Raw genomic sequence first — 12201 nt, 5'->3', positions numbered from 1 at the left:
AAATGAACTCAGACAAAGAGAGAGAAAGGATCTTATAAAATCCCATAAAATGAGCCGCGATATCTCGGAACTGCTCGTTTACTCTAATGACAATAATATCAAACCAGTCTTTGCCATTTTACTTGTTCATTTAAAATCTCATCTGGATAAGGATAAAATAGATCCACATGGAAATCTTCGAAGACAGGCCGAGGCAAAATTTCTAGCAAAAGTTTACAAAAGACTAGAAAAACAATTTCCAGATATTCCCATTGTCATTAGTGGTGATTTTAATAATTGCCTTTACGATGAAACAAATTGGGACTTAACACCCATTAGAGAACTGGCCCTCAAAGACGTATTTGATTTTATCAACGAGCCTTATGAACTTAGAACAACTCATGTTCATTTTGATCGCGAAGGAAAGCCTACAGACCATCAATTGGACTATATTCTTTTTGACCCAAAATATGTTGAAGAACTCGACCCTGAAGAATCAGGGGCCTATCTTTATAGAGATCAATACGGCAACAGGCTGGCCATTCCAAGAGAGCACTACCACCGCTACGCCTTGCCCTCTGACCACTTTCCGGTGGTCGCCAGTGTAAAATTAAAGATTTAATCATATAAAATCAATAATATAGAACATTGTCCTTTTCTCAACTTCTGACCATAACATCCGATAAGAATGCTAGGTGCATATGTAGGAGAAAACAATGTCGTACAAACTAATGGCCATAACACTTACCGCTCTAGCAGTAACTAGCTGTGGATCAAACTATAAAAGACCTGAATCAATTGAGGCCAAAATGGCCAGATTTGAAGACAGAAGGCCTTACACAAATCAAGTACCTCTTTTTCAAGTTCAAAAATATGAATCCCATGCAATGAGAGGCCCTGCTTCTGCAACAAGTTCTAAAACTGGTGAAGCAAGCAAATTTACAAATAAAAGACTTTATTTTCTTTCACTGTATGAGCAGTACACGCAACTCTCACGCTTTAGTGATAAAAGAAGTGCTCCGAATATAAATATTTGTCCAAACTTTCATACAAGTTTGTCTGACTTTAAAGAAAGAAATGTTCAAGCAAATTTTCCCGTAACACTAACGGGAAATTACTCGAACTTCAATGAAGAATATATGGTAACTCATACACCAGAACTTCTTCTTCCTATGACATCTGACTCTCAAACTCCACGAGTTGTAGATATTTTAAAATCACAAAATAATTCAGAGTCGGCCAAATCACTCATTGATAAGGCCATGGGAATCCATTTAGCAAAAACTTATAGTGAGTTGGTTGAACTATGTGAAAGTGGTTCAAGCTCAAACTACTATATTTATGAAAATCTCTTAACTGAAAGTAAGAGAAAAAATATTCTGACTAAAGACGAGAATGGTCTCAATATTCTTTTGAAAACAACAGTCTTCTCAAATATGGCCCTAATCAAATCTTTGAATACGAAAGTTGAAAAACAAGCGGGCAGAGGGATTGCAAGTACGCCAGAAAAGTCCATCGTAAATGATGAACTTTTCAAGCGATTAAATGTCAATTGGAGTAAAGACTTCTTTGATAAGTAGTCTATTTGAATACGTAAAGTCTATTGCGGGATGAGTACACGGCAAGTTTACCATCCCCATCACCTATCTCACCAAAAACTGCTGAATATAAACTTCCTAATTCAAAATGAGACTGAACAGAAAGTGTGTCTTTAGTTACAAAGTAAACCTTACGCCCTACAGTTGTAACCATGTAACCATTTTTCCATTCTTTGAGTGAGCTTAACCCCACATCTCCCACTTGTACTGACTTCACTTCGTTATAATACTCATCTAAGACAACGATACGTCCATCACCAGTCAGAAGATAAAGCTCTTTTCCAACGATATAAGGCTCACGAGAAACTGGATATTGTAGTCTTCTTAAAATTTGTCCAGATTCTGGATTCATAACAATAAGATCACCAGCAAGAGAGCCAACGACTAAGTGCTTACCAAAAATAATGGGATCAGTATCGACGTCAATAAACTTTTGTCCGTTGACAACTTTTCTCTCCCACAACACAACACCGTCTTCTGTAGAAAAACTAAGCACAGCTCCATCAGCAAAGCCAACATAGACCTTGTTATCAACAACAACTGGTCTAGACGCTCTTTGAAGAGTTGTTAGAAAAGGAACCGATCTTTTATAGGCCCACAGAATTTTCCCTGATGATGCATCAAGGGCAAAAATCTTATGATCTCTAGTTTGAAGAAACATTCTCCCCTTATAGATTGTAGGGCGAGTCTCAATACTTGAACCAAGATCTATCTCAAATTGAGATTGACCAGTGATCAGGTTGCGTGAAAAAAGCCTTCCCTGAACATTTCCATATATAAGATTGTCACCATGAACAACAGGTGAAGCATGATACGGAGAATGCTCATCAGCTATCCAAAGAGCACGGCCATTATCAATATTAAATGCACCCATTTGACCACGACCGTTACCAACATAAAGATAGCCATTGTGGATAAGTGGCGAGCTTAAAGAAATTGGAAGATTTCCTGTCTCATACTCTGGATCAAAGGCCTTAGTCCAACTTAGAGTAAAAACATTATCTTCCTTACCAACACCCTCTGGTCGAAGGTTTGTGGGAAGATATGAGCACGCACTTAGTAAGAGCGTGCAAAAAATAAGAACTGTTTTTTTCATTTTAATCCTAGTTCATTGTCGAAAGATAATACTTCGCAAGCTTCTTAAATTCTTCTTGCGCCATATTTTTTTCAACGTACTCGAAATTACGACGAGCTTTGTCTTTATCACCTTTAGCTAAATAAAGTCTTCCCAGATCAAGATAAACTTTCTCTTCAAGAAGTTTTGGTCCATTAAGAAGTTCTTCAAGAGAAATAATGGCCTTATCAGTCTGACCAAGATCTTCATAAATAGCAGCTAGGCGAAGATTTACGAAATACTTAGAAATAACATTTTTAACCGTTCCAAGCTCAACTAGAGTTTTAAGAGCATCTTCTTTCAATCCTTTTGCAAGAAGAGCGTCTGAAACTTCAAGTGCTGTTGGAATAGCACCATTGAAACTACCAACTTCATTCATAAGAATAGCGAAGTCTTCGCTTACTTTTGCAGCGTCAACTTTACCTTCTTTAAAATCCTTGAAAGTTGTATTTGAGAACGCAAATACTTTTCCAGCATTTACTTCTTCAGCTTTAGAAGCGCGTACACTGTAGATACCGTATCCGATAATTCCAAAAACAATGGCGATAACGAGGATTAAAAATCCTCCTTTATGACGGGCAATAAAACTCCCAAGTTCTGTTTGTTGAAGTTGGCCATCAAAATTCTGCTGTGACATTTGCGTTGTCGTATTCACTACTCCATCCTTGTTGGAAAAAATTAAACCTCTAAATTCTAAAAATCTTATATGAAGTTGTCAAAAATACTATGCTTAGTTATCATAATTAAAGAATAAAAATTTGACGCGAAAGGAAGCACCAATGGCCAAAATCATGATGAAACTGTTCATTGCTCTCTCAATCACTTGCACCTCAGCATTTGCCACAGAGCGCATCGGCCGATTAGGCGTGGGTGTATCAAATCAGCTCAAAAATGATCTGACTTCTCTTTCATTTAAAATCCAAAAATCCCGCTCATTCGCCTTTGGTGGCCTACTCAATATTGACACAAGCGACACAGGGGGCTGGGGGGCCGGGCTTAAATTCTATAAAAATGTTTTTGAAGAGCCTCAGGCCAATTTCTACTTTTCATTTCTTGGGGCCTTAACAAATAGAAAGCTTTCAAATGGAAATGAAGAATCGGGCTTTCAAATTGATCTAACAGGTGGCTCAGAGTTTAGCTTTACAGGACTCCAAAGCATTGGAGTAAGCTTTGAGACAGGGATCTCATTTAATAAAATGGATGAATTCGCAGTGCAAACTACTGGTTCGGCCTTTATCTTTGGCAGTATCCACTTCTACCTTTAAAGGATTAAGCTCTCGTGAATAAATTTTTTCTTATTCTTACGCTTCTTATTTCATTCAATGCCCTAGCTCAATTTGAGCCAGGGGATTTTGATGAGGACGACCTCAATATTGGTGGCGATATCTTTTCAGATTTCAATGAAGACCTAGAAAATACTCAGGTTATGGAAGATGAGCGCTTTTATAAATTTGGTCGCCTCTTTTCTTTTCAAGTAGGGCTTGGAGTGACTCAGTTCACAGGAAATCGCGGTCAGCTCTACTCGAATGACCCTCCGGCCTATGGCCTTGCCGTTAATTACTTTGTGGACTTTCAAACTTCATTTGGTATGGGGATTGAATACTCTAAGCACCACTTTGAATTATTAGAACCTACTCGAGGCTCTGGAAAAACCCAAGGCTTTGGCTTTGCCACAGTCAGTATGCTTAGAACATTCTTTAACTGGCGCTACTATATCGACACCTCTGACCTAGGTACGGCCCTGACATATTCAAACCCCTACTTCGTAGCAAGACTTGAGTACTGGTATTCTACGACAAAGTATGAGGATAGAAATGATCTTCCAAATCTTTCTGGAGGCGGTCTAGGAGCTGGACTTGGTTTTGGCTTTGACTTCCCTATTCGTATCCGAGAATCCTATGTAAACGCAGAATTTCTATGGCATAGGGTAAATTTTAAGGACAAGTACACAGACGACTATGCTGTGGTTGATAGCAACAATCAAATTGTTGGTGGTTTTTCAGACCTTACAGGTGATGCCCTAACGGTCATGGTCTCATACGTCTTTAATTGGTAAATTATTGAAAAAAGGCAAAAAAAAAGAGGTCCAAAGACCTCTTTTCAAACACAACAGGAGAAAAAATCTAATTTCTTAGATAATTCTTGCGTTGTTTATAGCTACAGCGCAAAAAATTCTCAATTTTTTTAAGTTTAACTCTCTAAAAATCAGGACAAAATCCCAAAAAGGCCAAAAATCGCGGACAAGTGTCTAACTTGTCCACATATTCATTCCTTTTTTCACTATTTATTGCGAAAAATGGCCCTTCGAGGGAAGATTGCGCCATGAACACCACGAGCGAATTTGAACAAGATTTATTGAAAGATCAGGTTACGCACGACCTTGAAAAGGCCCTTGTCCAGTTTAAAGACGAGAAAATTGGCCTGCGTCTTCTTTCAAATAAAATGAAAGTTCATGAGAAAACCCTCAAAAGAATTCTCGCAGGGGAAAATAGACCCGGCTATCAAACTCTCTACAAAATCTATCGCATTCTTTTAAATGCCAATAACGATACACAACTTATGGAAATGGCCCCTGAAGTGGTGGCCAATGCCCTTAAAAAGGGAAATCCTAAAACAATCAGTAGCGACATTATCTTCTCTGTTGATATAGAAGAAGAGCTGCAAAAAGATCGTGCCTTCTTAGAAATTTATTTTCTCGCAGGAACGGGACCTGTAACCAAAGAGTTTGTTTCTTACCGCTTTGGTGAGCACGGCATGGAAACATTAAAAAAGATGCTTAAATTGGCCGTCTTAGATGTTCAAAAAGACGGAACCTTTGTCTTAGGTAAAAACCAAGCGAACCTTGGCCCTGAGGCCATAAAAAACTGTGCTCTTCACCTTCTAAATAGATTTATTCGCCCAGAGGCCACCGATACAAATGGTGAGAACTTTATGGGCATCTATGCTGAAGGACTCAATGAAAAGGCCTATAACGAATGGCTAAAAATTGATGAAGAGGCCTATAAAAAGAAAATTGAATTGACTCGCAATAAAGAAAACCATGGGCATATAAGGGCCATAACTTTTGTCAGCACTGATAAAATGAATCCAGGAATGAATTAGATGAAATTTTTAATCACCATATTTGCCTTATTATCATTAAATATTCACGCAGGTGTTGGTGATAGTGCTGGCGGTAGCTCAAAGTCCTTAAGAGATCTTTTGAAAGAAGAAAAATACTTTGTTGATCTGCCTGCTTATAAATTTGATAACGGTCCTTATTGGATCAGTATTTTAAATTTTTGCCAAGAAGACAGTTCAACAGTTCGTTCGAAAGAAAAGTTGAATGTCACAAAATATAAGGCCACACGAAATGGTAAAGATCACACTTATGAAGTTGTGGGACAAGAATTTTTCCGTCGTAGTATGTACAGTGAAAGTGGTAAACAAGAAATTTTTGAGCACTATAAGATTCCAGTGAAAAAGAAAGTATGGAATCGTAGTAAAGAAAGTGCAGAACCTTTTACTGGTGGTAAAACGCTCTTTTTTAAAGAGTATGAATTGAAAGATTGTTCTTTTGTAGATCAAAAATAATAAAGGCCTCGAAAGAGGCCTTTTTTTATGCTGCTTGTTTACCTTGTCTTGAGAAATCAGCGTACTTCATATCAATACCTTTGATATGGGAAATAAGCCAATTTTGTAAGAAGGCCACAACCTTCTGTTCGTTGAGAATCCCTTTATCAAGTTGAGTTTGATATGTTTGTAAATGTTCTAAAAGATTTTGGTGAATCTTTGCGTGAGCTTCGTAGTTCGGGTATTGAATTTGTCTCATATACTCTTCTTCATCACTAAAGTGCTCACAAGTATAATCATAAAGTTCACGAAAGCTCGAAGCAATTTGCTTAACACTTTTCTTATTCATTGAGCGAATAAGCTTATTGATTTTACCAATGAGAATTTCATGTTCATGGTCCATCTTATCGACACCAATTTTATATTTTGACGACCAAACAAATTCTTCAATTTTACGAACAGTTTTCTTACCGAATGTTAAAATATCAGAAAGGATCTTGAGTCCTTTAATTAGTCCATCTGTTTCTTCTTGTACTGCCTTAGAAACTTCGTGGGCCTGTTGAGAAACAAGAGTTGAGCGCTGGTTGTTTTGATCAAGAATATTAATGGCCGAACCAATCTCTTCAACGCCACGTGCCTGTTCATCACTGGCACGAGAAATTTCAGAAACCATACTATCAACTCTTCTAATTCTGTCTTCAATTGAGTTAAAAACATCAATACACTCATCAACACTAACTTGTGCTTTCTCAATATCTGATTGGGCCCTATCAATTAGAGTTGAAATTTTTCTTCCTGTTTGATCAACGATATCATTAACTGAGCGAATTCCATTATCAAGCATGGCCGTAATTTCATTAGCGGCCTTTCCACTCATATTGGCAAGATTTCCAACTTCTTCAGCAACCACAGCAAATCCCTTTCCATGCTCGCCTGCTCTTGCGGCCTCAACTGAAGCATTGAAAGAAAGAAGCTTTGTTTGAAAAACGATATCATTAATAATTGCAGTTTTTTGAGATATCTCTGCAATGATTTGAGTAATTTCTGAAATTTTTTGATTTGACTCTCTTACTGAATCAACAACTTCTCTATTGCCATTTCTAATTGTTTCAAAAGATCTTTTCATAACGTCAATTTTATCTTTACCACTATGAGCAACGTTCACACTTTCACTAGAAATATCTTTTGACTCTCCAGCATAATCTCTGTTTCTTTTCATTAGAGCATCAATTTCATGCATGGCCGCGGCCGTTTGCTCTAGTCCCTCAGATTGTTCGATCGAACCTTGAGCAAGATCTTTTGCCGTTAAAATGATTTGATCACTCGAGCCCACGAGCAAATTGGAATGGCGTAGTAATTGATCCGCAAGAGATAAAATAATCTTCTTTGCCTTGGCCATAAAAAAGATCGCCAGGGAAGAAACAGTAAAAATAAGAGCACCAAATAACAAAGAGAAGACTCTAAAGTGCTCTGTCCCATAAACTTTGTACAAAGAAAAACCACTCGCAAAAACGAGGGCAGAAATGGGCAAGGCAATTGATAAGAGGATGTAAAATTTTGCTTTTTCCGTATTCATTCTAAAACCTTCTATAAGTTATTTAAGTTAGGTTAATTTATTATTAAGAGCGTATCGGCTAAAACATGAAAAATATCAGCTAAATTTTTTTTGAGAATCATGATTTAACCTATGAAAAATCATCGGCTAACTTTAAGAATACCTGTGTGACATAGATCAGCTTTTGTAAAAATTAACTAAAATTAACCTTAAGTTTTACGATTAGCAGACTAATTAAATCAGAGAATGTTTAGGATTTTATTGAAAAGTATTAGGATTTATAAACTAAAAAATAAAAAATATAGGCGCTCTTTCACATAAATGAAAGAGCGCCAAAGAGCGATTAATCATCAAAATTGATGTCACCAACGTGAGATTTGGCCTTTTTCATGCGATTGGCCAGATCATTACCTGTTCTAAAGATCAAGTGGATTGGTGTGTTATCAAAATCAAACTCACGACGAAGACCATTTTTCAAATAACGTCTGTAGCTATCCGTGATCCCTTTAGACTTATTCGTAAAGAATAAGAATGTCGGAGGACTAGTTTTAACCATTGAGGCATATTTAACTTTAAAACGCTTCCCACCTGCTCCTTTTGTCACAATTGGGTTTTTCTCAACAAGATCATAAATATATCTGTTTAAGATACCTGTTGGAATAGTTGAGCGTCTTACAAGAACTGTTTTCTTAATGGCATTTCTAAGTTGCTTAATACGTCTGTTGTATTTTGCAGAAATAGGAAGAAGATCACAGTAGTATAGCCAAGGCACATCATCACGAAGATTTTGTAACCAGTCTCTTTTTGCTTTTTCATCTGTTAATGTTTCTTTTAAAAGATCAATCTTATTTAAACAAACGATAACAGATTTTCCTTTTTCAAGGGCGATATCAAGAAGACGTCTATCTTGGTGACCAATGCCTTTAGATGCATCAATCATATAGATAACGATATCCGATTCAGTAATACAACGTAGAGAGCGGTATACTGATTGGGACTCGATAAATCCTTTAACCGATTTTTGACGACGAATACCGGCCGTATCAATGAGGTGAATAGAGCGCCAATAGCTTCCCTCTTCCTCTGTTTTTTCATCTTCAAAAGAATCATCTCCACCAGACTCATCTTCAGAGAACACTTGGCCATATAGTCTTTCGATATTATCAACAGGCTCTTCACCGTCTTCATCGTCAACTAATTGCATATCTTCAAGAGATTCGCCTTCAATCAACTCTTCTAGTTCCATATCCACTTCAAGGTGTTCATAATCATGATCCTTGTCGTGAAGCTCTTCTAGATTATAGGAATCTAGCATTGATTGATAGAAGTCAGAGTTATTCTTTCTGAAATCTTCATATTGCTTAAAGAGTAGTCCATCTTGTTTAAGAAGGTTTACGTCTTCTTTAAGATTTTTAGCATCTTTCCCAAAATAGAGGTCAAAGTACCCTTCAATTGGATCAACAGTTGTCCCTGCGATATCACTTACAAGTGCTCTTTCTGATCCCACAAGAAGATTGAGTAATGTTGACTTACCTGCATTTGGTGCACCAATAATTGCAAGTCTTGCCACAACTTCTTCTCTTGGTGTTACACCTTTTTGAAGATCGGCCGTAGTCGCTTCACCTGAGTTATTGAAGTCTATGGCCTCACGTTGAATGGCCTCTCTTAAATCCTCTACTCCGTAACCATGGGCCGCAGAAACAGAGAACATATTCTCAACACCTAGTGAATAGAAATCAATCTCGTCGCCTAATTGTTTCTCAGTATCAAACTTGTTCATAACAAGCCAAAATTTCTTTTTCTGTGAACGTATGTAACGTGCAATACTCTCATCAAAAGGAAGAGCACCTTCTCTAACGTCAACCACGAAAAGAACAAGATCCGACTCTTCAATGGCAAGTTCCGCATGTTTTGTCATGATATTGAAGAATTTATTCGCATTCTCAACATCTTCTTTTTCATGGGCCTCTTCAATTTTTTGCGGATAGAAACCACCAGTATCTACTAGGATCGTTTCCATCTTTTGTTCATTCATAAGATCATCAAATTCAGCAATACCGTAGTGACGATCTCTTGTTACACCAGGCATATCATGAGTGATTGCCTTGTGTTGTTTTTTCATTAGTCGATTAAAAAGTGAGCTCTTTCCCACATTGGGTCTACCAATTAAGGAAATAACCATCGATCTTTTCATCATAAAATCCTCGTACTTATTTAAACTAAATAATTATTTTCTCTTCCAAACACGGTTCGAATCATGAGCGCGTGGTAAACCTAGTTCCTCTAAAATGAAGTTATTTTTAAACCATTTAGGGGCAACTTTAACGTGAAGGTTTAAGTGAACCTTACCACCAGTCATTGCTTCAATTTTCATTCTTGCACGTGTACCAATCTCTTTAATCATTGCACCTTTTGATCCAATAACAATCGCTCTTTGCGACGGTCTGTTCACAAGAATTGATGCTGAGATGTGAGTTGTTACAGGTGGCTTATCATTTTCATTCTTTGGTTTTCCACGAACATCTTTATATTCTTCGATAACCACGGCAACTTCATAAGGAATTTCATCTTTAAGAAGATCAAAGGCCTGTTCACGAATGTATTCAGTTGCAAAAAATCTTTCTGACTTATTTGAAACTTCTCCACCGTCATAAAGGTGTGGTCCAGATTTCGCTTCATCACAAATTGCTCCCGTAAGGGCGTGCATATTTGATCCTTCTTTTGAACTTACAACAAAGAATTTTTCAATTGAAGGAATAAGCTCTTTCGCTCTCTCTACAACTTCGGCAAGAGGTAGACCTTCTGCATTTTCAATTCTATCTGATTTAGAAAAAACAACCCAAGTTCTTGCAAGATCTCTTTGAATATTTTCAGAGAACTCAACAAACTGCGGAAGAATTTCTTTTGATAAATCAATCAACAGAAGATTAAGGTCTGCACCTTCAACACCTTCACGGGCCTGTTCATTTAATCTTTTGTTTAATTCTTGATTAGACTTGTGTAGCCCTGGAGTGTCGACAAGAATAATCTCTGTGCGGTCTACTGTGAAAACGCAGTGAAGTTTATTTCTTGTCGTTTGGGCCTTATTCGTAACGATTGTAAGGTCCATCCCTAGCAGATAGTTAATCATTGAACTTTTCCCAACATTTGGTGCACCAAGAATGGCAACCATAATTGATTTGTTATCTGGGTGTTGATGTTCAATTAACATAAAATTCCTCCGAAACTATTTTTTAGTAATATATAACTCGTCATTTAAACAAATTCTCGCGGCCTCACGCTGCCCCTGCTTTTTAGAAGGGGCCTCAACTTTCACGACCATTTTATTTTCAATATAAAGTTCAATAATAAAGCCACCACACTCTTTTTGCGTCTCTTTATAAACGGGTGTGGATTTATAGAGCTTCATCGTCAATTCTTGCAGACGTGATTTCGCATCAAAGTTTTGTAATCTGTCTTTGCTAAAGAATTTGTCCCCTGTTGATTTCTCATATTGAACAACTATTCTTTCAAAGACTTCTTGTGCTTTTTCTAGACCATCACTTAGATAAACAACTCCTAAGAGTGCTTCGAGAACATCGGCCTTTACAGGATTGGCCTCATGCCCTTTAGATTTAAACTCACCTTTTCCCACAAGGATAAAGCGAGATAAAGAAAAAGAATCGGCAAGCTTTGAGAGCGTATCTTCATTAACAAGAGAGCCACGAAGACGTGACAACTCTCCTTCTGAAAGTTCACCAAATTCAGAAAACAAACGCGTACTCACAACTAGGCCCAAAACGGTATCGCCCAAAAATTCAAAACGCTCATAAGAGTGTTTTGTAACGACCGTATTCTCATGACAAAAAGAGCGATGAGATAGGGGCCCAATTAGTTTTTGCTTATAATCTGGAGATAGTCCTAAAAATTTAATGAGTGAACTGATTTCTTCAGAATTTTCTAAGTATGATTTAAGTTCAGATTGAAAAGAAAGATGTTGGGTGCGCTCTTTTAAGAAGGCCACGAGTCCTTGAAACTTTGCAGATAGACTCTGAGCGTCATTTCTTTTTTGCTCATACTCTATTACTAGGTTGTCTAAGGTCATCGATTGCTCCATTAAAGGGCCCACTCATATTCGGCTATGTATTTGTAAGTTGGACACTTTTTAACACCGCTCCCTATGAAATTCAACCTTTGTTTTTTCCATTGTGAAAAATAGTCTCGATTGTTAAAATATTGGACAGGAATCTCGGAACATATACAACTAACTGAATTTAATAGAGAATTTTAAATATGAGTGAACAACTAAACAAAGATAATCTCCATAAATGGCAAGGACTCTTCTACGAAGGGCTAGAAAGAGAGGGAAAAAGCCACAATACCCTAAAAAACTACCGCACTGACCTCGAGTGTTTTAATACCTA

At 37.3% G+C, this 12201-nt stretch carries 11 protein-coding genes and 1 pseudogene; 6 read left to right on the top strand and 6 right to left on the bottom strand.

Annotated elements, in window-relative coordinates; genetic code table 11:
• Both M899_RS05390 and M899_RS05385 read left to right on the top strand, forming a co-directional pair.
• Positions 1-601 (top strand): annotated as a pseudogene (locus M899_RS05390) (hypothetical protein); the annotation flags it as partial.
• A 94-nt stretch (positions 602-695) separates the two neighbouring features.
• A complete protein-coding gene (locus tag M899_RS05385) occupies positions 696-1559 on the top strand; it encodes a hypothetical protein (protein WP_021270396.1) in 864 nt (287 codons plus the stop codon).
• Position 1560: 1 nt separating this feature from the next.
• Here M899_RS05385 and M899_RS05380 read toward each other — a convergent pair whose 3' ends face one another.
• Positions 1561-2673, bottom strand: coding sequence for an outer membrane protein assembly factor BamB family protein (locus M899_RS05380; protein WP_021270394.1), 1113 nt, complete (start codon positions 2671-2673; stop codon positions 1561-1563).
• A 7-nt stretch (positions 2674-2680) separates the two neighbouring features.
• Positions 2681-3346, bottom strand: a complete 666-nt coding sequence (locus M899_RS05375; protein ID WP_021270395.1) for a tetratricopeptide repeat protein — start codon at positions 3344-3346, stop codon at positions 2681-2683.
• Positions 3347-3470: 124 nt separating this feature from the next.
• Here M899_RS05375 and M899_RS05370 point away from each other — a divergent pair, with 124 nt between their 5' ends.
• The 4 genes from M899_RS05370 (at position 3471) to M899_RS05355 (ending at position 6264) form a co-directional block, all read left to right on the top strand.
• Positions 3471-3956 carry a hypothetical protein gene (locus tag M899_RS05370; protein WP_021270400.1) on the top strand — a complete coding sequence of 162 codons (486 nt, stop codon included), beginning with the start codon at positions 3471-3473 and terminating at the stop codon, positions 3954-3956.
• 14 nt (positions 3957-3970) lie between these two features.
• Positions 3971-4747: a hypothetical protein gene (locus tag M899_RS05365; protein ID WP_021270398.1), complete on the top strand. Its 777-nt coding sequence runs from the start codon at positions 3971-3973 to the stop codon at positions 4745-4747.
• A gap of 266 nt (positions 4748-5013) precedes the next feature.
• Complete coding sequence (locus tag M899_RS05360; RefSeq protein WP_021270393.1) at positions 5014-5793, top strand: hypothetical protein; 780 nt, start codon at positions 5014-5016, stop codon at positions 5791-5793.
• Positions 5794-6264, top strand: a complete 471-nt coding sequence (locus M899_RS05355; RefSeq protein WP_021270403.1) for a hypothetical protein — start codon at positions 5794-5796, stop codon at positions 6262-6264.
• A gap of 25 nt (positions 6265-6289) precedes the next feature.
• Here the strand turns inward: M899_RS05355 and M899_RS05350 are convergent, their stop codons facing one another.
• The 4 genes from M899_RS05350 to M899_RS05335 all read right to left on the bottom strand — a co-directional run bounded on the left by M899_RS05350 (position 6290) and on the right by M899_RS05335 (position 11882).
• Positions 6290-7819 carry a bacteriohemerythrin gene (locus M899_RS05350; RefSeq protein WP_021270404.1) on the bottom strand — a complete coding sequence of 510 codons (1530 nt, stop codon included), beginning with the start codon at positions 7817-7819 and terminating at the stop codon, positions 6290-6292.
• 322 nt (positions 7820-8141) lie between these two features.
• A complete protein-coding gene (locus M899_RS18755) occupies positions 8142-9995 on the bottom strand; it encodes a ribosome biogenesis GTPase Der (RefSeq protein ID WP_081653739.1) in 1854 nt (617 codons plus the stop codon).
• 30 nt (positions 9996-10025) lie between these two features.
• On the bottom strand, positions 10026-11009 hold the full coding sequence (gene era, locus M899_RS05340; protein ID WP_021270397.1) for a GTPase Era: 984 nt from the start codon (positions 11007-11009) through the stop codon (positions 10026-10028).
• Between the two features lie 15 nt (positions 11010-11024).
• Positions 11025-11882: a ribonuclease III family protein gene (locus M899_RS05335; protein WP_021270401.1), complete on the bottom strand. Its 858-nt coding sequence runs from the start codon at positions 11880-11882 to the stop codon at positions 11025-11027.
• Positions 11883-12201 lie beyond the last annotated feature (319 nt).

Origin of the sequence: Bacteriovorax sp. BSW11_IV, assembly GCF_000447755.1 — a bacterium.
GTDB lineage: Bacteria > Bdellovibrionota > Bacteriovoracia > Bacteriovoracales > Bacteriovoracaceae > BSW11-IV.
Note: the sequence above shows the minus strand (reverse complement) of the source record. Positions and strands in the feature narration are given on the sequence as shown.